Annotated in this window: 21 protein-coding genes; 11 read left to right on the forward strand and 10 right to left on the reverse strand. The window is 60.6% G+C overall.

The window, feature by feature from the left end; all coding sequences use genetic code 11:
- Nucleotides 1–150: 150 nt before the first annotated feature.
- The 6 genes from AC0L17_RS13390 to AC0L17_RS13415 all read right to left on the reverse strand — a co-directional run bounded on the left by AC0L17_RS13390 (nucleotide 151) and on the right by AC0L17_RS13415 (nucleotide 7,592).
- Nucleotides 151–1,323, reverse strand: coding sequence for a glycosyltransferase family 9 protein (locus tag AC0L17_RS13390; protein WP_473516164.1), 1,173 nt, complete (start codon nucleotides 1,321–1,323; stop codon nucleotides 151–153).
- Nucleotides 1,313–2,494: a glycosyltransferase family 9 protein gene (locus AC0L17_RS13395; protein WP_473516165.1), complete on the reverse strand. Its 1,182-nt coding sequence runs from the start codon at nucleotides 2,492–2,494 to the stop codon at nucleotides 1,313–1,315. Before AC0L17_RS13395 ends, AC0L17_RS13390 begins: the two co-directional genes overlap by 11 nt.
- Before the next feature lie 8 nt (nucleotides 2,495–2,502).
- Nucleotides 2,503–3,486, reverse strand: coding sequence for a glycosyltransferase family 9 protein (locus AC0L17_RS13400; protein ID WP_473516166.1), 984 nt, complete (start codon nucleotides 3,484–3,486; stop codon nucleotides 2,503–2,505).
- A gap of 201 nt (nucleotides 3,487–3,687) precedes the next feature.
- On the reverse strand, nucleotides 3,688–5,493 hold the full coding sequence (locus tag AC0L17_RS13405; RefSeq protein WP_023799621.1) for an ABC transporter ATP-binding protein: 1,806 nt from the start codon (nucleotides 5,491–5,493) through the stop codon (nucleotides 3,688–3,690).
- A gap of 308 nt (nucleotides 5,494–5,801) precedes the next feature.
- Nucleotides 5,802–6,782 carry a glycosyltransferase family 2 protein gene (locus tag AC0L17_RS13410; RefSeq protein WP_473516167.1) on the reverse strand — a complete coding sequence of 327 codons (981 nt, stop codon included), beginning with the start codon at nucleotides 6,780–6,782 and terminating at the stop codon, nucleotides 5,802–5,804.
- A gap of 162 nt (nucleotides 6,783–6,944) precedes the next feature.
- A complete protein-coding gene (locus AC0L17_RS13415; RefSeq protein WP_473475395.1) occupies nucleotides 6,945–7,592 on the reverse strand; it encodes an FkbM family methyltransferase in 648 nt (215 codons plus the stop codon).
- 417 nt (nucleotides 7,593–8,009) lie between these two features.
- Here AC0L17_RS13415 and AC0L17_RS13420 point away from each other — a divergent pair, with 417 nt between their 5' ends.
- Together AC0L17_RS13420 and AC0L17_RS13425 are read left to right on the forward strand one after the other, a co-directional pair.
- The gene (locus tag AC0L17_RS13420; protein WP_128167850.1) at nucleotides 8,010–8,942 is read left to right on the forward strand and encodes a GSCFA domain-containing protein; all 933 of its coding nucleotides are present in this window, start codon (nucleotides 8,010–8,012) and stop codon (nucleotides 8,940–8,942) included.
- Between the two features lie 145 nt (nucleotides 8,943–9,087).
- Nucleotides 9,088–9,615, forward strand: a complete 528-nt coding sequence (locus tag AC0L17_RS13425; protein ID WP_473516221.1) for a class I SAM-dependent methyltransferase — start codon at nucleotides 9,088–9,090, stop codon at nucleotides 9,613–9,615.
- Nucleotides 9,616–9,764: 149 nt separating this feature from the next.
- Here AC0L17_RS13425 and AC0L17_RS13430 read toward each other — a convergent pair whose 3' ends face one another.
- Both AC0L17_RS13430 and AC0L17_RS13435 read right to left on the reverse strand, forming a co-directional pair.
- Entirely contained in the window at nucleotides 9,765–10,496 is a 732-nt protein-coding gene (locus tag AC0L17_RS13430) for a TylF/MycF/NovP-related O-methyltransferase (RefSeq protein ID WP_473516168.1), read from the reverse strand.
- 308 nt (nucleotides 10,497–10,804) lie between these two features.
- Entirely contained in the window at nucleotides 10,805–11,431 is a 627-nt protein-coding gene (locus tag AC0L17_RS13435; RefSeq protein WP_473516169.1) for a transglutaminase-like cysteine peptidase, read from the reverse strand.
- Between the two features lie 528 nt (nucleotides 11,432–11,959).
- Between AC0L17_RS13435 and AC0L17_RS13440 the strand changes: the two genes are divergently transcribed.
- The gene (locus AC0L17_RS13440) at nucleotides 11,960–12,202 is read left to right on the forward strand and encodes a hypothetical protein (RefSeq protein WP_473516170.1); all 243 of its coding nucleotides are present in this window, start codon (nucleotides 11,960–11,962) and stop codon (nucleotides 12,200–12,202) included.
- Between the two features lie 212 nt (nucleotides 12,203–12,414).
- Here the strand turns inward: AC0L17_RS13440 and AC0L17_RS13445 are convergent, their stop codons facing one another.
- The gene (locus tag AC0L17_RS13445) at nucleotides 12,415–12,663 is read right to left on the reverse strand and encodes a plasmid stabilization protein (protein ID WP_473516222.1); all 249 of its coding nucleotides are present in this window, start codon (nucleotides 12,661–12,663) and stop codon (nucleotides 12,415–12,417) included.
- A 233-nt stretch (nucleotides 12,664–12,896) separates the two neighbouring features.
- Between AC0L17_RS13445 and AC0L17_RS13450 the strand changes: the two genes are divergently transcribed.
- The 8 genes from AC0L17_RS13450 (at nucleotide 12,897) to hutC (ending at nucleotide 21,061) form a co-directional block, all read left to right on the forward strand.
- Nucleotides 12,897–13,670 carry an SDR family NAD(P)-dependent oxidoreductase gene (locus AC0L17_RS13450; protein ID WP_473516171.1) on the forward strand — a complete coding sequence of 258 codons (774 nt, stop codon included), beginning with the start codon at nucleotides 12,897–12,899 and terminating at the stop codon, nucleotides 13,668–13,670.
- 115 nt (nucleotides 13,671–13,785) lie between these two features.
- Entirely contained in the window at nucleotides 13,786–14,931 is a 1,146-nt protein-coding gene (locus AC0L17_RS13455; RefSeq protein ID WP_473516172.1) for an ABC transporter ATP-binding protein, read from the forward strand.
- Between the two features lie 35 nt (nucleotides 14,932–14,966).
- On the forward strand, nucleotides 14,967–16,073 hold the full coding sequence (locus AC0L17_RS13460) for an ABC transporter substrate-binding protein (RefSeq protein WP_473516173.1): 1,107 nt from the start codon (nucleotides 14,967–14,969) through the stop codon (nucleotides 16,071–16,073).
- A gap of 128 nt (nucleotides 16,074–16,201) precedes the next feature.
- Entirely contained in the window at nucleotides 16,202–17,146 is a 945-nt protein-coding gene (locus tag AC0L17_RS13465) for an ABC transporter permease (RefSeq protein WP_091589968.1), read from the forward strand.
- Nucleotides 17,143–17,943 (forward strand): ABC transporter permease, encoded by an 801-nt coding sequence (locus AC0L17_RS13470; RefSeq protein WP_473516174.1) that lies wholly within the window; start codon nucleotides 17,143–17,145, stop codon nucleotides 17,941–17,943. Before AC0L17_RS13465 ends, AC0L17_RS13470 begins: the two co-directional genes overlap by 4 nt.
- Nucleotides 17,944–17,978: 35 nt before the next feature.
- The gene (hisD, locus tag AC0L17_RS13475; protein ID WP_473516175.1) at nucleotides 17,979–19,301 is read left to right on the forward strand and encodes a histidinol dehydrogenase; all 1,323 of its coding nucleotides are present in this window, start codon (nucleotides 17,979–17,981) and stop codon (nucleotides 19,299–19,301) included.
- Nucleotides 19,302–19,307: 6 nt separating this feature from the next.
- On the forward strand, nucleotides 19,308–20,330 hold the full coding sequence (locus AC0L17_RS13480; protein ID WP_473516223.1) for a zinc-dependent alcohol dehydrogenase: 1,023 nt from the start codon (nucleotides 19,308–19,310) through the stop codon (nucleotides 20,328–20,330).
- Nucleotides 20,327–21,061, forward strand: a complete 735-nt coding sequence (gene hutC / locus AC0L17_RS13485) for a histidine utilization repressor (protein WP_023799637.1) — start codon at nucleotides 20,327–20,329, stop codon at nucleotides 21,059–21,061. Before AC0L17_RS13480 ends, hutC begins: the two co-directional genes overlap by 4 nt.
- A gap of 176 nt (nucleotides 21,062–21,237) precedes the next feature.
- Here hutC and AC0L17_RS13490 read toward each other — a convergent pair whose 3' ends face one another.
- Complete coding sequence (locus AC0L17_RS13490; RefSeq protein ID WP_473516176.1) at nucleotides 21,238–22,587, reverse strand: SLC13 family permease; 1,350 nt, start codon at nucleotides 22,585–22,587, stop codon at nucleotides 21,238–21,240.
- Nucleotides 22,588–22,776 lie beyond the last annotated feature (189 nt).

Below are 22,776 nucleotides of genomic sequence, written 5' to 3' on the forward strand. Positions count from 1 at the left end.
CTACCCAAAGATATGCATCGCCTCTTGCCCGTGAAATTTAGAACGGCCGCCCGCCGGTTAGTTTACACTGGTCTCGCCGTCAAGAAGGCGCTTGACTGCCCGCTGGTTGTAACCTGCCTGGGACACTCGCGATGCCTTGGGGTGGTGGATTCAAACAGTGCTGATGAGTGAGCCCATGTGGTTTTGTGCGTCTTCCATCACCGCAGCCCAGGGTCGTTCCCGCTTCGAGACCAGCACGGCGGAAGGATAGTAAGGCGTGCGGTCGCCCTCGACCGGCCAGGAACGTTTGAAGCCGTCACCAAGGATGAAGACCGAAGGGATGCCGAGTGCGCCGGCCAGATGCGCCCCGGTGTTGCTGATGGTTACGACGGCGTCCATCGCCGCGACCTGCGCGGCGAAAAGATCCATGTCGACGAGTTGATCCACCAAGACGTCGTGCAAGATGCGCGCGGGATCACCATCGGTCAGGATTTTCAGGTCGGGCTCGATCCGGCCATATTGCAGCGAAACGAACTGCAGGTCCTGTCGACCGAGCAGGCCGCGCCATGCCGTGAGTGGCGGCAGGTCCTTGCCAGGATTGGAGCTGCCCCATGCGACGCCAACCAGCGGCCGGCCGTCCTTCCGATAGCGGGCGCGAAGTTCAGCGACCCGCGCCGGATCCGGCTTCAGCGGGACGAAATGCTCCCGGATCGTGGTCTCATCCGTCTCGAACATGGCGGTCAGATGCTGGACGCCGGCAAAGAGCTGGGCCTCGCCATAGGCTGCCTTGGTCCCCTGACCGACGGCCCGCACATCGGCGGCGGGAAATGTCCGCTGAAACAGCGGCACCAAGCGGTGCTCGACCAGGACGATCAGACGAGCGGCCCGGGCGAGCGCGCGGCCGACGGAACTCGCATGGTGGATCGCGGTGGCCAGACCCTGCTTTTCGGTTTCCATCAGATCGACGAGCAGGACCTGGCCCGAGATATCCTGGCCCAGCCATTCGCCGTCGGCGCGGCCCTCGACGATGTGGCGCCGGGCGATCTTGAGTTCGGCCGCCGGGCCGTAGGCGCCCATGCGCATCAGCGCCTTGCTGAGTTCGTCCAGCAGGTGGACCTCGCGCCTCGACTTCGCGATCGATCCCAGCGCCAGGGCTTTCGGCAGCGCCGCCGACCAGTCGCGCGCGTCGATGCTTCGCCTATAATCCGCCATCTGATCGGCAATGTCGCCATCGCGCCAGCGCAGGAAAAGCTGCCGCCGGTGACGACGGAACCAGACCTTGTAATTGTAGCCTGCGAGCGCGACAAAGCGGCGAACCCGGCGAAGCAGTTGACTAGCTTCCATCACCAACTCCACCGATGATTTGCGCAACCCGTCCACCTGCTTCCCGCATCGCGGACGCCCACGCCCGGCCGCCCTTTCGCACCAGTCGAACGCTTGGATATGTGGCGACGGTCTCGCCGAAGGCAGGCCACGACAGCCGAAACCCATCGTCGAGCAGGACGACGGTCGGCACGCCGAGCGCTCCCGCCAGATTGGCACCGGTATTGCTGATCGTCACCACCGCGTCGAGGGCGGCGATTTGCGCGGCGAAGCGGTCCATATCCGACAATTGGTCCACGGACGCGTCATGGATGATGCGTCCCGGCGCCCACCGCTCGAATTCGGAGAGCGCCGGCCCGACATCGCCATATTGCATGCTGACGAAATGGCCCGGCAGACCGCCGAGCAGCGCCCGCCAGTCATCCAGAACCGGCAGGTCCTTGCTTTTGTTCAGACTTCCCCAGGCAAAGCCGATCAGGGGCCCCGGGCCATGATCGAGATAGGCGCCGCGCAACTCGGCGACAAGCCGGCGGTCCGGCTCCAACGGAACGAAGGGCGCACGCGCTGTCGGCTCATCCGGCCAAAAGTGCCTCGCCAGTGTCTCGAAGCAGGCGAAGACATCGGCGTCGACCGCCGCCGCTTCCGCCTCTGGTCTGACATCGAGCGCGGGATATGTTCTGCGATAAAGTGGCGCCAGTCGCGGCTCGATCAGGACGGTGCACCGGTCGGCGGCCGCGACCACCGGGCCAAGCAGCGACGCGAACTGGAGGAAGATTGCGAGATCGCCTTCGCGCCGCTCGACGGCAAGCCTGCGACCCGCAAGATCACTGCCATCCCATTCGGGCCGGCCGGGCACTTGCTTGCTCGACGCAATCAACTGCCAGGCACGATTGCCGCCGCGGAGGCGTCTCAGTCCACGCCCGGCTTTTTTGACAAGCCCGCGATCGCCAAGCTGCTCACCGAGCAGGCCGAGTGCCAGCGCATGTTCCCGGGCCGCCTGCCAGTCACGCCGTTCGACACTCTGCGCCATCAGGCTCGCATGCCGTTTGACGCTTTCGTCAGCATGGCGCGAGGGGCGCTTAAAAAACTTCTTTGCCCGATCGAGAACCTTCTGCAGCCGCTTGCCGTCAACACCTTGCGGGCGCAGGTCGGCGGCTTTTGCCTTTTCAAGGATGGACCGTCTGCTCGGCACAGCGACCCTCAACTATCGCTAGACAGCGTCGAACGCGCCGTCAGAATCGACGAGAGCCGCCGGCCGACGTCGTCGAGTACCACCGGCCACGGACGACCTTCCTTGCGCATGACGACGCCGTTCGGATACCAGGGCGTTCGATTGCCAGTTACCGGCCACGCTGTTTGAAACTTGTCATCGATCAGGAAAACGGTCGGCACGCCGAGTGCTCCGGACAGATGGGCCGCCGTATTGCTGATCGTCACCACGGCATCGAGCGCGGCGATCTGCGCGGCGAAACGGTCCATGTCAAGCATCTGGTCGACACTGTCGTCATAGATAAGCCGTGCGTCATTGCCGTTGCGCAGGCGCCGCAGCGCCGGCTTGATCTGTCCGTATTGGAGGGAAACGAACGTCGCCTGTGTCCGGGCGATGAACCGTGCCCATTCGGGGAAATCAGGCACGTCCTTGCTATGGGATTTGCTGCCCCAGGAGAGCCCGACCAATGGTTGATCCGTCATCGAGCGATAGCGTTTGCGGAAGATCTCGACGAGCTCAGGATCTGCCCGCAGCGGCACGAAGTCGGCGGCTAGTCTTTCGGCATCGCGGCCGAAAATCCAGGCGAGATTTTCGAAGGTCGCAAATTTGTCACCAACGACATTCTGCTGCGCTGGGACCACGGTCGCGTTGGGGAACGTCCGCTGCACAAGCGATACCAGGCGCGGCTCGACCCGAATCGTCGCACTTTGCGCACATGCAGCGGCGGCGCCGGCCAGTCGCGCATGGCGGATAACCCGGCCAAGACTGCGAGGGTCATCCTCCACAAGATCGATCAGCAGCCTATCCGAACCGAGGTCTTCTCCAGTCCACTCATTGGCACCTTTCCCTTTTCGTTGCCGGCGAGCGGAAAGCCGAAGCTCGGCCGCCCGCGCGAAGTTGCCCAGCCGTTCGAACGCCTGGCCTGCCTTCTGCATCATCTCAGGGTCGCGGGCACGATCGGCCATGATGGCCATTTCATTGGTACTTGCTTCAAGCCCTGTCCAGTCCCTGCGCGCGATCAGCGCGTCGACCTTGGCCTGCTGCTCAAGAACGGAACGAGACCTGGAGCCGGTAAACAGCGTCCGCACGGCCTTTGTGTATTTGCGCAACCGCAGGCCCAATCCACCAATCACATACCGGATGTAGGAACCGTGGTAAAAACTGGTCATCGGCCTTCAGCGCAATACGCTCTGCCGCAGCTTTTTGCCGCTTTCGACGAGCGGAGCGGACGTCTCCAGATGGAAGATCGAGCGATAGATTTCGCTGCGCCTGGCAAGCTCTTCATGAGTCCCGGAGTCCGCGAGGATGCCAGCGTCGAACACGAGAATGCGATCGGCCGCCTTGATGGTTGAAAGCCTGTGCGCAATGCAGATCACAGTGCGGTGAAATGCATCGTCGAAGGCAGCCTCCATGACCGCCCGTTCGTTTTCGCCGTCGAGCGCGGATGTTGCTTCATCGTAGACAATCACCGGAGCGTTTTTGAGCAGGGCGCGCGCGATGGCAACGCGTTGTTTCTGCCCGCCCGACAGGTTGGCACCGCCCGGCCCGACAAGCGTGTCGAGCCCGTTTTCAAGGTTCGATGCAAAACTTGTGACCCGGGCGAGTTCCGCCGCGGAATCGATTTCTTGATCCGTGGCGTTCGGGCGTCCGTCGCGAATATTGTCACGGATAGAACCTTCGAACAGGAAGATATCCTGTGACACCAGTGCGATATTGTCGCGAACGTCGGCCAGGCTGATCTTGGCAATGTCCTTGTCGTCGATGAAGATCCTGCCCCTGTCCGGCTCCATCAGGCGCAAGATCAGATTGACGATGGTGGTCTTGCCAGCGCCGGAGCGGCCAACGACCGCCAGCTTCTCACGAGGTCGGACCTCGAAGGAAACACCGTGCAGCGCCGGGCTGTTGCCTCCATAGGAGAAGGCTACATCTTCAAAACGGATACCGCCCTCGACGCCGGTCAGTCGCTCGCCTGCGGTTGCGAGTTGTCGCTGTTCGGGCGTGTCGATCAAATCATACATCTGCTCGACGGCAACCATTAGCTTCTGGATATCGACATTGACCCGGGCCAGCCGTTTGGCGGGCTCATAGGCAAGCAGAAAGGCGGTTATGAAGGCCATGAATTCGCCTGGTGTCTTGCCGTTTCCGAGGGTCTGCCAACTGGCATAAATGAGGAAAAGGCCGATGATGAAGCCGCCGCCCGTCTCCATCAATGGACTCATCAACGCCGACGTCCGGTTGATCTGGACGCCGCGCCTTTCCATCTTGCGGACAGCCTTAGCGAAACTGGCGATCGCCTTGTCCTCGAGCTGGAACGATTTGATGGTGCGAATGCCGTCTATGGCTTCCGTGCCGATCGACTGAACCTGTGCCGCCAGCTCTGTTTCGCCCCTTGCCAGCGACTTGATCTTTCGCGTGATCGTGCTCACCGAGAGGAAGATCACCGGCAAAGCCGCCGCCGATATAAGCGACATGGTCGGGTCCTGCACGACCATGACACTTGCCAGTCCGACCAGGGTCAAAACGTCAGAGGCCGTGTTGCTCGTCAGCGTGATGATGACGGACGCACCGGCGCGTGCATTGAACATTATCTTGGAAATGAATTTGGCCGGATGCTGATTGACGAAATGGCCAATGTCGAGGCGCATCAGCCGGGAAAACTGCCGGTGTTGGAGGTCCGACACGATGGCCCTGCGGACGTTTCCGGTCGTAATGGTTTGACCGTATGCCGCGATGCCCTTGACAGCGGAAAGTCCGATGATTGCCGCGCTGATACCCCAAACGGCGGCGGCGTTCCTGTCGATATAGATGCTGTTGATCATGTCACGCATGATCCAGGCAAATCCGGACGTCGCCGCCGCACCGGCAATCGTGCACAGCAAACCGGCGAGATACAGCTTTATGTGCGGCGGCAGGTTCTCGAGGATCAGGCGCTTGACCAGCGGGTACGCCAAGGCCGCTGAAATTCGTCTCTTTGCGCTCATTCGTTTTCCTGCTGCGATGTGTCGTCGGTGTCAGTTGGCCTTTGCCGATCCATGCGACTTTCGCGACACCGCTCGCACATCTGCTATAAATCTATGTCGGATTGCTTGTCTGTGACTTTGTTCGGACCCGCAGTCAATGCCGAATCCGGATGCCAGCCCGCGTTGACGGGATCGGCGACTATGGGAGCATACACAACTCTCCGACGGGTCCAAGAGGAATGATCGCCTGGCTTTGGAATAGAGCCTCTAGCAAAATCGGGCTCCCAACCGCGAGAATTGGTGAGCAGCCAAGGACCGGGGTTGTCGATCTAATCATTCCAAGAAATAGCTTGGGTCAGGCCCGCACCGATTATATCCTGAATACCCGAATACTTTTGCGAAATTTCGCTCATCACATTGAAGTCCGGCTTGCCGATAGTCGCGGAAAGGTATTCCTTGTATTTTGACGCACCGTTCCAATATTGGCCTTCATCGACCGCGACCTGAGCCTTCGTCGTGAAATTAGAGAAAAACTTAAAGTGAAGAAGAGCGCCATAACTCTCCACGTGGTTACGCCAATAGGGTAGCGGAGCGTGAATTGAATTTAAGATCGTCAATCTATCTCCGTATACGAACGGATATTTGGTTAGGGTGTGCGTACCAAACGCCCGGCTTCTCGGGCCACCTCGGATTTTGATATTTTGCGGGCTCGTCGAGTAATCGTATCCTGAAGCATCGAAATGATCGGCTATCTCCCAAGGAGCGCGTTTTGGGTCAAACGGAAAGTCCCTTAAGTCTCCTGCCGGATACATGTCGATCATCGGCGCCAGCAGGTGCTTCATGCCTCTTTTTTGGATCCAACCGGCGAGGTCATGCAGATCGTGGCGATCCATGCCATCATAAACCAGGTATTCATCCGCATCCACGATCACGTACCACCGGTTGAACCCGTATCTGCGGATTATATCCTGTCGCCAGAAAGTTCCGCGCCCTGCTTCTCCATAGGTCTTTCGTGAGATGAATACGTCCACATCTGGCTGGCTCAACAGAAATTCCCGTGTCCCGTCCTCAGAACGGTCATCGACAATGGCAAATCTGGAAACGCCGATCGATCGATAGTGATCAAGGAATGGAATTATCTCAGGGTATTCGTTCCTGACGACTGCCACAAGCAAGATCTCTTTTTGAGAAACTGGCGATAGATTTCCACGCGCTTCTAAATCGTCTTTCCTCAGCGCATTGCGAAATCTATACTGAATTGTGTCGGCAATCGATCTACGGAAAATATGAAACTGGCTTCTTTTCTTCATTTGAGCTCACAAATTTCAAGGGGCTGTCCGCACAAGGTCGCAGCGGCCATGTTCGGATCGCCATGTTTTTTTCGAACGTCGCTCATCACTCGACTTGTTATAGGTGATGGCAAAGGTGGTTATGAAGGCGCGATCCAACTCGTCAACATCCAGTGGAGATGACTAGTGCCAGTCCAAGTTGATTTTATTGGCCCAATCTCGTTTGATTGCTTCGCGGAGCGCGCGCGTACGTTCTGCAAGCTGTGGGATTTTTTTCTCGTGGGTTTCAGCAAAGATCATATCGATCTTGTTCATCAATCCGCAGGATAATATCGATTCGAGCATTGGCACTTCCGCGCCCTCTACATCAATCTTCAGTATCCGCACTGGAGATCCAAGCCCTCTAACGAAATCAACTATGCTTAACTGCTCAACCTCAGTGTAGTCGTCTTTCGAGATGTTAGATTTGTCTGCATACAAGGAAGAGGATTGCGACCAAAAGTCTGGGTCAGAACTGAATTTACGTGACCGGTAGAGCTTCGCAGTCCCGGATTGGTCAGCTAGCGCCTGCTGATAGAGATGGACATTTTTGAATGCTCCAACGTTCTTGCGCAGCCGTTCGAAGGTGTAGGGGTCTGGCTCGAAGGCATGAACCGTCGAGCCCGTCTTAGCCAAGGCCGAGGTGATCTCACCCAGATTCGCGCCGGCATCTATGACAATATCGCCTGGCTTCAGCCGCCGGCAGGCCCGTCCGAACAGATACGAAGCATTCCATGAGGGACGCCCGAACCAACGGCTGTAAGCGTGATATTTTAGCAATTTAACGTTCATAGTCACACAAAAAGATCCTGTCGACTCCACTGAACGTCGGCACCAAAATCCTCTATGCGCAAAATCCAGATGAGAGGGAGACGTTCTATGCCAATTTTGGTGCTGCTCTGCAACAGGGTCGCCGCGATTCTTGGCGTGCCTTTAGAGTAGTCGCTTAATGATCGGGGTTTGGGGCCTATTTTCGGTTGGCTTTGAAGAGAGCGTTTGCGACGATAATGGGCTTCCGCATGACGGCAGTGATTGCGAGCTTTGGCGGCGTGCCGGCCGGATTGCGGCCAGCGGGGAAGCGGGCTAAATGTCGGCATTGCTGTCAGCGGCCAAGTATGACGATCATGGAGCGATGTGACATTGCTAGAGCGAGTTCGACGAAAGTATCTTCGGCTCCGCAAGCGACTCGGGTACAATCAACCTATCCATTTGGCGGCTGCGGACAAACTGAATAACAAGTATGGCGATTTTTCCAGTTCAGGCGTCATTACAATCCGTAAAAACGCAGTATTCACTCGAAACGATATATTCTTCACGATGGGAAGTTGCTTTGCGGAGGAAATTCGTCTTGCGTTAACAAGCAAGCAGGTCGCCTGCGTTCCGTCTTACAGAAATATCAGTTTCGACCCAGCGCAAGCCATTGTAGATGAGCTGCCCGGGCGAGAGCATATGAACTTCTATAACACCTTCACTGTTCGCCTTCAGATTGAGCAAATGCTCGGCTTGTGGGATCAAGCCAATGACGACTGGTGGCAGATCAAAAAACCTGCGCCTTGGGGTCCGATCTGCTTTCAGGACCCCTACCGCCGTCTCATCCTCGCCAAATCTCCGGAAGTTCTCAAAGAGGTGATCGAGAGCATGAACAGGGAGATGCGGGTTGGCTTCGATTCGGCCACGGCATTCATATTTACCTTCGGAATGACTGAGGTCTTCATCAACAGGGCCAGTGGCAAGGTAGCAGCACAGAAACCGCTTTATCGTGGCGGAGGCGGAATGCAGGAAACAACGCTTCACGTCAGCAGCTTTCAGGAAAATTATGCCAACGTGATGGCTACCGTGGACATGGTCCGTCAACACAAACCCGATGCACCGATAATTCTCACAGTCTCACCGGTTGCATTGGCTCGGACGTTTCAAGACGCGGATGTCGTCACGGCGAACACTGAAGGCAAATCCGTTCTTCGGGCTGTGCTTGGTCAAGTCTGCCGGGAACGGGACAATGTCCATTACCTTCCCTCATTCGAGCTTGTCACCTATGGAGGCCTCACTCGTAGCTACGAAGAGGACTTACGGCACGTAAAGAGATCGGTCGTCGACGACATCGTTGAACAGTTCTTCAACGCGTACTTTGCTCCGTCGTAGGCGTCATCGTACAGACACCCCGTGCCTTGCCGCCGTGACATCGTCTCTTCGTGTCGATGGAGAGTAGCCGCAGCCACTAGACTAGCGCAGCACGCTCCTGACCGATATAACGCCGCCGACCTATCCAGCCACGAGAGGCTAATTGATGCTGTTTTGGAACACCCGCAAGAAATTCGCAGGAACGTGGGAGGATCGCCTCGACGGGCTGTTTTCGTGCGGGGTAGACTACGCCGGCAAGACGATCCTCGACGTCGGCTGCAATATGGGCATCGTCGCTTATGAAATCGCCAAGCATAGGCCGGCTTACATCCACGGCATCGACATCCTGAAACCGCATATCGGCGTGGCTCGCTCGATCTTTCTGGGATCTGGCGTCGAAAGCCGATTTGATGCCATGAACTTGGGGAGCCGAAAGCTTCCATCCGTTCTCAAGGACAGCTATGATGTCGTTCTGCTCCTCGCTGTTTACCAGCATGTCCGCAGGGGATTGGGCCAGGATAAGGCTGATCGCATCTTTGCCGACATCGTCAACCGCGCACAGACCGTTGTGGCGCGGGTTCCAAAAGAAAAAGATACTCGTCTTCAGTCTTTAATCGAGGGCGCTGGATTCAGCTTATCTCATCGCCACCAGTCGCCGCGCGGTTGCACGGTTCAGGCTTATCATCGCCACTAGGGCTTGTTGCGTTCAGTCCCGCCTTGTCGCGCAGCGACACCTTGCGCTTTGGCGCCCGATATTTCGCCACAGACTGACCGTCCCTATGTCGACCGTGACCGCGAGGTCCGATCGCGAACCTGCGGCTGGTTGGCGCGGAATGCCGCGCACTAGCTTGCCTTTACGACAATCGCCTGCCCCGTTGGAAGTTCGATGACGCCTTCCGGGCGGTTTTCGAAAAATTGATCAAAGGCCTTTCGGGCTCCAGGACAGAGGGCAGAGCCGTAGTCGTCACATATGATCATGCCATTCGGGCACACCCGATCGTAGAAGAAGGCGAGCGCGTCACGTGTCGGCTCGTAAAGATCGACGTCAATATGGACCAGGGCGAAACGCCGGTCAGATACGTTGGAAAGAGTTTCCGGTATCCATCCGACATGAAAAGTGGTGTTGCTGAAGTCGGAAATATTCTCTCTGGCTATCTTCTCGTCGGTGCTGAGATCGCCGGACTTCCATGGCGTTCGGCCGTTTGGCTTGCGGTCCTCTGCGGTCGGTTCCGAGAGGCCAGCGAACGAGTCAAAAAGGTGGTAGTGCCGTGGCCGAAGATCGCTCATCAGCATGAATATCGTCGACCGGCCTTGCCTTACGCCGCATTCGGCCACATCGCCGTCGATACGCTCGATCGATCGCAAGCAGCTTTGCAGGACGAAAGCCCGGGGATCTGGAATCCCACGGATGTTTTTGACCCGCTGCAGCGCCTTTCGGAAAAACGGCTGGTCTTTCCAGACCATATGACTGGAATAAACATAGAAGCCGTATTTGTCGGCCTTCTTCTGAGAGACCTTGTACCAGGCCACGCCTCTGCGTTTTTTCGAAATGACAGCAAGTGCCGCGTCTCTCAATTTCATCCTGTATCCTCCAGCATTCGACATGTCCCTAACTCGGGCAGAAGAGAAAGCTCTACCGGCATCAGGCGCGGAATGAAATCGAGTTCCGGCTGAGGGACATTAGCTTATCGAGCGCCGCAAGGAAGCGCTTCCCGGTGCTCGTAATAAGCCTATGCCTGGAATGGAACTCCCATGCAGTGCGACTCAAGATCACGGGTCATGTGCCTGGGCCGGTGCGGAACAGGCGCGCAGCCGGGCATCCCTGGCCGTTCTCCGGCATGAGCGCCAGCGCCAGGCATTGTCGATCCGCTAATTCGGGAGGTTCAGTCGACTGCCCCGACCAGTACATCGGGGTGTTCGATTATCGCGACCCAGCGCCCGGTATGCGTAGACGACTGCCTTTTTATAAATCGATATCCAGTTACCGACCAAGGCTTCACATCGTCATTGAGGTTGTCGAGCACATAGTCGCCTTTGTCGGTCTTGACGGTCAGCACCGCGTGCCCCTCGCCGTCCGGCTTCCTGACGACGGTGATCAGAAGGTTCGACAGCAATATGCCCTGCTGCCTGAGCAACTGGCGCTTGAGCAGGACATAATCCTCGCAGTCGCCGAGCGCGCCGTCAGGATAGGACCAGAACTCCATCATGCCGTGAACGTCCAGATCGCTCGCCGGCCTGATCGATCTGTTCACCAGCCTGTTGACGGAGGCGAGCTTGCCTTCCATGCCCGCGGACAGAAGGACTGGGGCGCTCTTGCCTGATCGTATTGCGCACTCCGCGGCCCGCCGTCTGCAGAATTCGATGTAGCCGACAGGGACGGAGGTTGGCTGCCCGGTGGCCATGGCGCCAGGCACGACGTCGGCCGAAGCCTTCTCCATCGGCGTCGCGGACATCATCAAGCCTATCAGTAGGCCGGCACACAGCCATGCCCGCGGTACCACCAATCCCATTCGCCCCGCCCCAGAGGTAACAACCCGAAACAATCTTTAATACCGCGTTACCATCTTTTCATAAGCGCATCAACACAGCCGCCGCACAATTTAAAGCGACGGTCGCGAACCACCTGATGGTGGGCGCCGCGCGGTCGCCCGATCAGCAAATTATGCGTTCACCCGATCAGGGGAATTGTCCCGCTTTTACGTCATCGGCGTTCTTCGGCAGCTCCGCTTACCTGGACCTGATGACCGGCGCCCGACAGGTATCTGGCCGCGCAAACGCCGACAGGCGGCCAAAAAAAATTGTAGCCAAATTTGTCGAAGTCCAAGGGCTGCGGGACCTCGCATGGATTCTCATACATTCGGATACACTTCGATAGCACTCGGGCAAACCTCTGCGACAGGCCCAGCGTAGTTTCATCCGTGAGCAGGAAGCCTCGTCATGATGGCGAGGCAGAGAGCCGACGGGATTTCGCAAAGCAGGAGTCAATTCCGCGCGAGCCGCCGTCGGCGGGTCTGCTCATTATTGAAAGGAACAGTACGATGAACAAACTTGTAACCGCTATCGCCCTCCTCGCCCTGTCGACAGGAGTCTCGCTCGCTGCCAATCAAAACCCGGACCGCGACCCGACCCGCGGCTTCGCTACTGGCGTCGACAACAGCGGAATGACCCTGGATACCAGTCACACGGCTTCCTTGCCTCAACCGGTGGTCGCTCCGCAAGAAGAACAGCCACAGCCCGGCAAGGTCCTTAGGGGTCGTGCGCCATGGGCGGGCAGCCGTTGATGCGCTGAACTTTTCCTCCCATGCAAAATTGTCCAATCACCCCGCATTCAGCGGGGGTGGTTGGACAAGGGCGCCCGGGAAAATCGCGCCGATGGGGTGAATTCAATGTCTCAGGCGAGCGTGTCGAGGCGCCATGGCGAACAACCATGCGACAAGGCAGGCTCTGGCGACTTCTTCAGCGTCTCGGAAATGACCCTGGCAGCAGGGGAAGATCAAAGCTCAGGTCCCGAATCAACCTGCCGAGCGCCCCGGATCGCCGCTTCAAGGTCGATTTCGACGCCATAAGCGCTAGCGATACGCGCGTAGAACGTCGACGCCGGCCCACGACCGGCTTGCCGAACCTCATAGGACTCCAGCGCGCGCTCAACCACGTCGGCGATCGAGCGGTTCTCGCGCCGAGCCAGCCGGTGCGCAAGATCACGCGCCTTTGCGCTGCGCACGGAAAGCCGCGGTTCGACCATGTGGGACTCCCTTTGCCGTTGATAGAGCTTAATGGCTTTGCCAGCGAGACGCCAGTTGATGGCGTTCTGATGGGGGCCATCCGGGATGCCGTCGTTCAAGCGATCGCCGCAAACCGGCGCCGCGCCGTTTGGTGGCACCCCCGCAATAGCGCAACATATATAGACAACCGGCCGCAACTGGTGTTCGTTTCCAATCCGACCGCATGGTTTTTTCGGGAATGCAGGAAACCGCCATGGACGCCGCTCGCCTGTTCGACCTGACCGGAAAAAAGGCGCTGGTGACGGGCGCCAGCCGCGGCATCGGCCAGGCCATGGCGGAGGCGCTTTCGGCTGCCGGCGCCGATGTGGCGGTGACCGCCCGCGACGAAAATTCCCTTCGTGAAACGGCGGACCGAATTAGCGCACATGGGCGAAGGTCGCTTTGCCGGTCTCTCGACGTGCTCGACACCGATCGCATCCGCGTGGTGGTCGACGAGGTGGCGGATGCCTTTGGTCGGCTCGACATTCTGGTCAACAACGCCGGCTACGAAAAAGTCCAACCCTCGCTCGACGTCGACGAGGCGGTATGGGACCGCATCGTGTCGACCAATCTGAAGGGCGCCTTCTTCTGCGCGCAGGCTGCGGCGCGGCGGATGGCTGACGACAACAGCGGTGGCGCGATCATCAATCTTTGCTCGCTGACCTCCTATGTCGGCATTCCGACCGCGGTACCCTACGGCTCGTCCAAGTCCGGGCTTCTGGGCATGACCCGCGCACTCGCCGCGGAATGGGCATCGCTCGGCATCCGGGTCAACGCCATCGCTCCGGGGTATTTCCATACGGCGATGACGGACGCCTTCTACCAGGATCCCGACTGGCAGACGGCGATGCTGGCCAAGATCCCGCAGCGGCGCTTCGGCACGATGCAGGATCTGGCCGGCGCCGTCGTGTTTTTGGCGAGCGGGGCATCCGCCTATGTCACCGGGCATTGCCTCCCGGTCGACGGCGGCTATCTCGCATCCATCTGAGCGACTGAGATGCGGCGCAACGAGGACTGTGTAGACCGAGCTTGTATATGGTTGTATATACCACCTGACACGCTGGACGTTCTTGCATGCGACCGGCGACAAAAGGGGAACCACAATGCAGGAGCGTTTTCGGGCCGCAGCTTCGCACGAAGCGGAAGGCGACAGGGAAATCGCCGTCACGGTCCGCAACGTCGGGATGGACTTCGATGGGGTTCAAGCCGTCAAGAATGCGTCCTTCGATCTGCCGAAGGGGCGGTTTCTCACCATTCTCGGGCCGTCTGGGTCCGGCAAGACAACCCTCCTGCGCATGATCGCCGGGTTCCAGACCCCGAGCAGCGGCGAGATCTTCATCAACGGTGAAGCGGTGAGCGCGGTGCCACCGCACAAGCGGTCGATCGGCATGGTCTTTCAGAGACTTGCCTTGTTTCCTCATATGACGGCGGCCGAGAATGTCGCCTTCCCGCTGAAGATGCGTCGGCGCGACGCACGTACCATTCCCGACCGCGTCGAGCGATATCTCGCGCTGGTGCGGCTCGGAGGCTATGGCGGCAGGCGCATTCACGAACTGTCCGGCGGGCAGCAGCAGCGCGTCGCGATTGCGCGCGCGCTGGTGTTTGAGCCCGACCTGCTGCTCCTCGACGAGCCGCTCGCCGCACTCGACCGCAAGCTGCGCGAGGAAATGCAGCTCGAATTCCGCCGCATCCAGCGTGAGCTCGGCGTCACCACGATCAATGTCACCCACGACCAGCGCGAGGCGCTGGTAGTTTCCGACGATATCGTCGTCATGGATCAGGGCGAGATCCAGCAGAAGGCACGGCCGATCCACACCTACCGCCAGCCACGCAACGCCTTCGTCGCCAATTTCATCGGCGTCACCAATTTCATTGCCGGCACGGTACGGGCCGTATCGGAAATGGGCGATGTTTCCATCGTTCGGGGTGATCTGATGCTTGCCGGAAAGGTCGGCGATCCGGTCAATCCGCCTGCCGAGGGCGACAAGGCATCGGGAGCGATCCGCGCCGAACAGATCCGTCTCGCCGGCGATGCTGCGCAGCTGTCGAAGCTTGATTGCGTGCTGGCCGGGACTGTGACCGACACCATCTTCGAAGGCGAGCGCATGGTCTACGAGGTCGCCTGCGCCGCAATTTGCGACGAGGTCATTCGCGTTTTCGACCATGATCCCGCCGCGCACACGCAGTTCGACATAGGCGAAAGCGTGTTCCTGGGGTGGAATGCCAGGGACATGCTTGTTTTTCGATAGAACCGGAGACCGGTCAAACCCAGAGGAGAATGCAGATGAAGCGCTTCAAGCCGAAGATATCCCATCTTTCCCGCAGAACCTTCCTTCAGGCCACCGCCGCGCTTGGCGGCGCCTCGGCGCTCGGCCTGCGCGGCGCCTATGCGCAGGAACCGGAAAAGCCGGCGGAGATCATCGTGCGCGCCTGGGGCGGCAGCTGGGTGGATAGCCTGAAGGCCGGGGTGTCCGACAGCTTCACCAAGATGACGGGGATTGCTGTCCGTCACGACCTGACCGAAGACAACGAGATTCAGCCCAAGGTCTGGGCGGCCGTGGCGCAGAAACGCGTCCCGCCGATCCATATCAACTGGGACACCACCACCAATGCCACGAAATCGGCACTGCGCGGCGTGACGGAAGACCTCTCCGACCTGCCGAACCTCGCCAATGTGACGGACCTTGCCAAGCCGGCCGGCCTGGAAGGCTTCCCGATCGTCAATACCTACGGTTATGTCTATGTGCTTGCCTATCGGCCTGCGGCATTCCCGGATGGACCGCCCAAGTCCTGGAAAGATCTGCTCGACCCGAAGTTCAAGGGTCGGCTTGCCTTCTACAATGACGGCATCGGCCTCCATTTCCCCGCCCAGGTCGCCGGTGGTGGCAAGCTGGAGGACATTCCCGGCAACATGCAGCCGGCGTGGGATTTCATCACCAAGATGAAGGCACAGCAGCCGCTGCTCGGCGAGGATCCCGACTTCACCACCTGGTTCCAGAACGGCGAGATCGACGCCGCCTGCACCATCTCGACCAACGCCCGGGAGGCGCGCAAGAACGGCGTCAAAATCGAATGGGTGGTGCCGGAAGAGGGTGCAAAATTCGACACTGACGGTCTGTGGATCCCCAAGGGCCTGCCGGAAAACGAACTCTACTGGGCCAAGCAGTACATCAATCACGCCTTGACCAAGGAAGCCCAGCAGATCTGGCTGGACGGGCTTGGCTTGCCGGGCGTGGTGCCGGGCCTCACGCCGCCCAAGGATCTGGTGGGCGATCCGTCCTATCCGACCACTGAAGCGGATTTCCAGCGCCTTATCCGCATCTCGTCGAAGATCCAGGTCGAGAACGAGAGCGAGTGGTTTTCCAAGTTCAAGGCGATCATGCAGGGCTGACGCCGGTCGGCCGGTGCTGCGCTAACTCTTTGTTTTTACGCAATTCCGGACGGAAAACCGCTATACACTTTTCCTGGAGTTGCTCTAGCGCGGCACCGGCTCCTTGACGACGTCGGATACGGATTTTCATGCGGGCAGCCAGGACAGCCTATCCCCTGACATGGCGCATCATGGATGCGCTGGAAGGCGTTGCCGCCGCTATCTGGCCGGCGCGGTTCAGGCGCGCTACGCCCTATCTGATGCTGCTTCCGGCGGTGCTGCTTGTCGGGCTGCTCGTGCTTGGTCTCATCCAGATCGCAGATGCCAGCCTGCGCACGCTCGACACCACCACCTTCCAGTTCTCCGACGACTATTCCATCGCCAATTTCCGCCGCGCGCTGACCGAGCCGCTGTTCCTGGTCGTCGCGCAGCGCAGCCTCGTTGCCGCCCTGATCGTCACCGCGGTGACGCTCGTCTTCGCCTTTCCCTACGCCTATCTGATGGTGCGCACGCGTTCGCCAGGATTGCGCAAATTCCTGCTGATCGCGCTGTTCCTGCCGTTCTTCATCGGCCAGGTGGTGCGTGCCTATGGCTGGCTGATCATCCTCGGCAACCAGGGCATGGTGAACGAGGCGCTCGGCCTTGTCGGGGTGGCCCCGATGCGGCTCATCTATAACTACCCCGCCGTGCTGTTCGGCCTCGTCCAGTACATGCTGCCGTTTGCCGTACTGATGCTGGCGCCGGCGCTCACCGCCATTCCCGAAGAGCTGGAGGCAGCCGCTGGATCGCTCGGCGCGAATTGGGTTCGCACGTTCATCCACGTCGTGCTGCCACTCGCTCGTCCAGGCTTCGTCGGCGCCGGCGTGGTGGTGCTGACGCTTTCGCTCACCGATTTCGCAGTCCCTGCGATCCTTGGCGGCGGCTCGCAGGATTTCATCGCCAACGCCATCTACGACCAGTTCTTCCGCACCTCCGACCAGGGTCTCGGCGCGATGCTGGCGCTTATGCTGGTCGCGCTCGGGTCAATCCTTGTCGGCTTGGTGTTCGCGCTGTTTGGAGCCGGAACGCTCGCCATGGGGAGGTCGCGGACGTGATCGGCTCGCGCAGCAAATCGATTGTCCTGTGGACCCTGGTGACGATCGCCCTGGTGACCCTTTCGGCGCCGACCATCGTGGTGCTCGGCGCTTCCTTTACCGACGGCAACATCATCATTTTTCCGCCGGATGGACTGTCGCTGCGGTGGTACGCGCGTATTTCGCAGGCCTCCGACCTGCGCAATGCTTTCATGCGCACGCTCCAGGTCGCGACGGTCTGCACGATCGTTGCCATTCCAGTGGGCACGCTGGCCGGCATCGCGCTGGCGAAATATGCGGTGCGTTTTGAGAAGACGATCCAGATCTATCTGCTGCTGCCATTCACCATCCCGCTGATCGGATCGGGCATCGGCCTCATGCTGATCTTCGGCAACGCCGGCATTCTCGGCCAGCTCTGGCCGGTCGGCATCGCCTGCTGCGTCATCAACCTGCCCTTCATGATCTGGGCGGTGACGGCGAGCGCCACCGGGCTTGACCCGGACCTTGAACTGGCCGCCGCCAATTGCGGCGCGCCGCCGCTCCAGGTGTTCTTCTCCGTCACCTTGCCGGCGGTCATGCCGGGGGTGATCACCGGCTCGCTGCTGATGTTCATTCTTGCGCTCAACGAATTCCTGGTCAGCCTGCTGCTCGTCGATGCGCGCATCGTGACGCTGCCGGTGCTGATCTACAACTCCATCCGCTCGATCATCACGCCGGATCTCGCCGCGATCTCCGTGGTCTTCATCGCCTGCTCGGCTGTCGCCGTTTTCCTGCTCGACAGGCTGGTCGGGCTCGACATCTTCCTGAAATCGAAATGAGGAAAGCCGGCTCGTCGGGCCGCAAAGGAAATCCTATGCCAAACGTATCATTCCACGATTTGAGCCAACTCGACGCCGCCGCTCGTTCGGCATTGATGCGGCGCTCAGAGACCGATCTCTCTGGCTTTATGGAGAAGGCCGCACCGATCATCGAGGCGGTCCGAACAGAAGGCGACGCCGCGCTCGTTCGCTTCGCCCGCGACTTTGACAAGGCAGATCTCGATGCCGCGCGGCTGAAGGTCAGCCCCACCGAGTTCGACGCCGCCTTCGGCATGGTCGATGAGAACGTGACCGCCGCCATTCGCTTCGGCATCGACAACATCCGGCATTTCCACGAAGAGCAGAAACCGGAAGCGATGTGGCTCAAGGAAATGCGGCCCGGCGCCTTTGCCGGCGACCGCTTCACGCCGATCCGTTCGGTGGCGCTCTATGTCCCGCGCGGCAAAGGGGCGTTCCCTTCGGTGACAATGATGACCGCAGTGCCCGCAGTGGTGGCGGGCGTCCCGGAGCTTGCCATCGTCACGCCGCCGGCGCCCGATGGTTCGGTGGACGCAGCGACGCTGGTTGCGGCGCGCCTCGCCGGCGTCGAAACGGTCTACAAATGCGGCGGCGCGCAGGCGGTGGCCGCAGTCGCCTACGGCACAGAGACGGTCAAGGCCGCGCTCAAGATCGTCGGTCCGGGCAGCCCCTGGGTGGTTGCGGCCAAGCGGCTGCTTGCCGGCGTCATCGATCCCGGCCTTCCCGCCGGCCCGTCCGAAGCGATCATCCTCGCCGACGACAGCGTGCATGGCGGGCTGGCCGCGCTCGACCTCCTCATCGAGGCGGAGCACGGACCGGACTCGTCTGCCTATCTGGTGACCCACAGCCGCCGCGTGGCGGAGGAGGCACTGGCCGCGCTGCCGGAGCACTGGGCGCGCATGACCGAGCAACGGGTCGCGTTCTCCACCGCGGTCCTGACCGGCGCCTGTGGCGGCATCGTGCTGACGGCCTCGATCGAGGAGAGCTACCGCTTCATCAACGACTACGCACCGGAGCACCTGGAGATCCTCTCCACCGACCCCTTCGCGCACCTTGGCCACATCACCGAAGCTGCCGAGATCCTGATGGGACCGCACACGCCGGTCTCGATCGGCAATTTCGGGCTGGGCCCCAACGCCGTGCTGCCGACCAGTCGCTGGGCGCGTACTTGTGGACCGCTCTCGGTCACGGATTTCGTCAAGCGCTCTTCGATCGGCTACGTGACGGCCGCGGCCTATCCGGAATTCGCGCGCCATGCCCGCACACTTGCCCGCTATGAAGGCTTCTCCTCGCATGAACACGCCGTCTCCAGCGTGCGCGACCGATATCTGGCGCGGTAGCGGATGATGAAGGCGGCCAGACTCCATGCGGCGGGCGATTTGCGGGTTGAGGACGTGCCATCTCCCGGCGAGCCAGCGGCTGGCTGGGTGCGGCTCAAGGTGACGGCCGCCGGCATTTGCGGCTCCGACCTCCACAACTTCCGCACCGGTCAGTGGATCAGCCGCGCGCCGAGCGTCGCCGGGCATGAGTTCGCCGGCGAGGTGATCGCCGTGGGGGCCGGCGTGTCCCAGTTTGCGCTCGGAGACCGGGTTGTGGCCGATTCGCGCTTCTGGTGCGGCGAGTGTCCTGCCTGCCGCGCCGGCCGGCATAATGTCTGTGCCACACTGGGCTTTGTAGGCGAGGTCTGCGACGGCGGCTTCGCGGAAGAGACGCAGCTGCCGGCGCGGCTGCTTGTGCGCCACGACCCGGCGCTCGATCCCGCGATCGCCGCCATGGCGGAGCCGCTGGCGGTCGCCCTGCACGCAGTGCGGCGGCTGTCGGCGCCGGCCAGGGCGCCGGTGCTTATTGCCGGTTGCGGCCCGATCGGCGGGCTGGCGGCGCTGCTCCTGTCGCGACCGGGCGAGAGACAGGTCCTCGTCGCCGACCGCAATGCAGCGCGTGCGGAGCTTGTGGCCAGGGTGAGCGGCGCGACCGTCGTCGACCTGGACGCCCTGACCTGTGATCCCAATCTGGGCCATGCCCCCGATCTACGCCATGCCATCGACGCGACGGGCAGCGTGGCGGTGATGGCGCGGCTGCTCGATGTCTTGGCCGGTGGCGGCACGCTGGCGCTGGTCGGCATTTCGCATGGCCGCCTCGACCTCGACCCCAACTTGCTGGTCGAGCGCGAGATCGCGCTTGTAGGCTGCCACGCCTTCGCCGACGAGCTTGCGCCGGCCGTCTCGATGCTTGGCGATCTCGCGCCCGCGCTGTCGCGCTTCGTGTCCGACGAGATCGCGATCGGCGAAATTCCCGCCGCCTACCAGCGCCTGATCGCCGGCGTGAGCGGCGGGTTGAAGACCATCGTCCGGATGGAGAGCGGACGATGATCAGGCTTACCGAAACCGCCGGGCCGCTCTACGAAAAGGTCAAGGACTACGTGCTCGGCAATATCGGCAGCGGCAACTGGCCGAAGGACCGCAGGCTGCCTTCCGAAAACGAGCTGGTCAGCACGCTCGGCGTCTCGAGGATGACGGTGCACCGGGCGCTGAGGGAACTGACCTCGGAAGGTCACCTGCTGCGCATCCAGGGCGTAGGCACCTTTGTGGCGCCGCCGAAACCGCAATCGGCCCTCATCGAAATCAGGAACATCGCCGGCGAGATCGCCGCGCGCGGCGCACGCCACAGGGCCGAGGTCATCGTCCTCGAGAAGATCCGCAACCCGGCGCTGGACCTCGTCGTCGCCTTCGAGTTCACGCGCCGCAGACCGGTCGCCCATTCGATCATCGTGCATTTCGAAGACGATGTGCCCGTCCAGCTCGAGGAACGCTTTGTCAATCCGGCGCTCGCACCGGACTACCATCGGCAAGATTTCGTGGCGACCACCACTTACGACTACCTCCAGCGGGCGACGCCGCTGACGGAAGTGGAGCATGTGATCTCGGCCGTCGCCGCAGAAGAGATGGCGGCCCGCCATTTGAAGATCCGACCCGGCGACCCCTGCCTGCTCCTGCATCGGCGGACCTGGTCGGGCGCGGCGGTCGCCACCGTCAACAAGCTCACCTATGTCGGCAGCCGCTATTCGCTGGGCAGCCGCTACGCGCCCTCACCCGCCGCATGAGCAGCGACAGCCCGCCAGGCAGGGCGGGCGGCGCTATCGGCCAAACGGCTGCCTTGATAGGCAATCAGCTCCGCCTGCGCCGCCGTTTTTCTTGTTAACGCCGATCAGATCATTTCGGGTCAAGCCTGGCCGCCGGTCAAATTGCACCGGAGCGGCCAGACTGATTGGCCGACCGTTCAAACCAAACCGGGGACCACGAAAACCAGCCAGGCGATGACAGGGCCGATGATGGCGATAAGCGCGCTGTAGATCAGCAACGTCTTCAGCACGCCCTCGCGCTCTGCTTCCCGGGCATTGGCGACGACCAGCGCACCGTTGGTCGAAAACGGGCTGGTGTCGACGATGGTGGTGGAGATCGCGATCGCCGCAACCACACCTATGGCACTGATCTGTCCCTGCAGGAGGAAGGGCACGGCCAGTGGAATGATGGCTCCCAGCAATGCCGTGGACGAGGCGAATGCCGATACAATGGCGCCGGTGAAGCAGAGGAGGAGTGCAACCAGCAGCGGCATGCCCAGGCTTGAAATGCCTTGGGCGACGTAGTCGATCGTGCCGATCTTCTCCATGACGCCGACATAGGTGATGATGCCGGCGATCAGGAGCACCGTCGACCAGCTGACCTTGTCGATCGCTGCCTTTTGGGTCTTCGGCGAGAGGAGCGCGAGCGCGACCGCGACGGTGATCGCCACCAGGCCGACATTGAACTTGAAGACAAGTGCGCCGACCGCGAGCGCGGTCAGGCCGACTAATGTCGTCAGCCTTTCCGTCGTCAGGCCGGAAAGCGCCGACACGTTTTTTGTCTGCTCCTCAAAGACGTGATGGCTGATCGGAGTAGCTGGCGTGCCGCCGTGGCCGACGATTGACTGCGTGACGCCTTCGGGGTGGAGATCAGGCAGCGGTCCCGACGCGACCGAATACTTACGCAGCACCTTCGGGCCGCCGAAGACGAAGAATACGAGGACGGCGATGGCCAGGTTGAAGAAGAAGCTGGAGAGAAACAGTGATGTCGGCGCGAACGGCAATCCCGCCTTTTCGACGATCTGGTTGGTGATGCCGCCATAGACGCTGATCGGCGAAAAGCCGCCCGCCTGTGCACCGTGAATAACCATCAATCCCATCATGACCGGATTGATGCGGTACTGGAACGCAAAACCCAGCGCCACCGGGGCCAGGATGGCGACCGCCGCAGGTCCGAGCGCACCGAAGCCGGTGATGACGGCCGCGACCAGGAACATGACCCAGGGAATCCACGCCACATGTCCGCGCACCAGTTTGACCGCGCCCTCGACCAGCCAATCGATAGTGCCGTTGATCTGGGCGATGGCGAACAGGTAGGTAATGCCGACCAATGTCAGGAAGAGGTCGCTCGGGAAGCCAGCAAATATTTCCGCCGGCTTCATCGCCATGACGAGCGAGCCGACCAGAAAGGCGCATGCGAAGGCGAGCGCGCCCATATTGATCGGCTGCATGGTGGCGATCACGAACATGCCGACCAGCAGCGCAATCGACAGAATCTGGATGTTCATAGCTTCCTCCCTCGGGAAACGCCTTCAGGCGCCCGTTCTCATTTCCATCTGATGTAGATCAGCCTGCGTTGGTCTCGCTCCCAAGCACCAACGCAGGATCGTCAGCGCCTCCTAGAGCCGGATGATTTCAGGTCAAACCTGAAATCTGAATCCGGCTCTAAATCAAAGAGATAGAGCATGATGTCGACC

The sequence above is a fragment of the Mesorhizobium sp. WSM4829 genome (genome assembly GCF_055811475.1).

Bases quoted from the DNA above. Each gene is read 5' to 3' on its own strand.
- AC0L17_RS13390 (WP_473516164.1), bottom strand. From the start codon at position 1,323: ATGGAAGCTAGTCAACTGCTTCGCCGGGTTCGCCGCTTTGTCGCGCTC.
- AC0L17_RS13400 (WP_473516166.1), bottom strand. From the start codon at position 3,486: ATGGCCATCATGGCCGATCGTGCCCGCGACCCTGAGATGATGCAGAAG.
- AC0L17_RS13405 (WP_023799621.1), bottom strand. From the start codon at position 5,493: ATGAGCGCAAAGAGACGAATTTCAGCGGCCTTGGCGTACCCGCTGGTC.
- AC0L17_RS13410 (WP_473516167.1), bottom strand. From the start codon at position 6,782: ATGAAGAAAAGAAGCCAGTTTCATATTTTCCGTAGATCGATTGCCGAC.
- AC0L17_RS13415 (WP_473475395.1), bottom strand. From the start codon at position 7,592: ATGAACGTTAAATTGCTAAAATATCACGCTTACAGCCGTTGGTTCGGG.
- AC0L17_RS13425 (WP_473516221.1), top strand. From the start codon at position 9,088: ATGCTGTTTTGGAACACCCGCAAGAAATTCGCAGGAACGTGGGAGGAT.
- AC0L17_RS13435 (WP_473516169.1), bottom strand. From the start codon at position 11,431: ATGGGATTGGTGGTACCGCGGGCATGGCTGTGTGCCGGCCTACTGATA.
- AC0L17_RS13440 (WP_473516170.1), top strand. From the start codon at position 11,960: ATGAACAAACTTGTAACCGCTATCGCCCTCCTCGCCCTGTCGACAGGA.
- AC0L17_RS13445 (WP_473516222.1), bottom strand. From the start codon at position 12,663: ATGGTCGAACCGCGGCTTTCCGTGCGCAGCGCAAAGGCGCGTGATCTT.
- AC0L17_RS13450 (WP_473516171.1), top strand. From the start codon at position 12,897: ATGGACGCCGCTCGCCTGTTCGACCTGACCGGAAAAAAGGCGCTGGTG.
- AC0L17_RS13455 (WP_473516172.1), top strand. From the start codon at position 13,786: ATGCAGGAGCGTTTTCGGGCCGCAGCTTCGCACGAAGCGGAAGGCGAC.
- AC0L17_RS13460 (WP_473516173.1), top strand. From the start codon at position 14,967: ATGAAGCGCTTCAAGCCGAAGATATCCCATCTTTCCCGCAGAACCTTC.
- AC0L17_RS13465 (WP_091589968.1), top strand. From the start codon at position 16,202: ATGCGGGCAGCCAGGACAGCCTATCCCCTGACATGGCGCATCATGGAT.
- hisD (WP_473516175.1), top strand. From the start codon at position 17,979: ATGCCAAACGTATCATTCCACGATTTGAGCCAACTCGACGCCGCCGCT.
- AC0L17_RS13480 (WP_473516223.1), top strand. From the start codon at position 19,308: ATGAAGGCGGCCAGACTCCATGCGGCGGGCGATTTGCGGGTTGAGGAC.
- hutC (WP_023799637.1), top strand. From the start codon at position 20,327: ATGATCAGGCTTACCGAAACCGCCGGGCCGCTCTACGAAAAGGTCAAG.
- AC0L17_RS13490 (WP_473516176.1), bottom strand. From the start codon at position 22,587: ATGAACATCCAGATTCTGTCGATTGCGCTGCTGGTCGGCATGTTCGTG.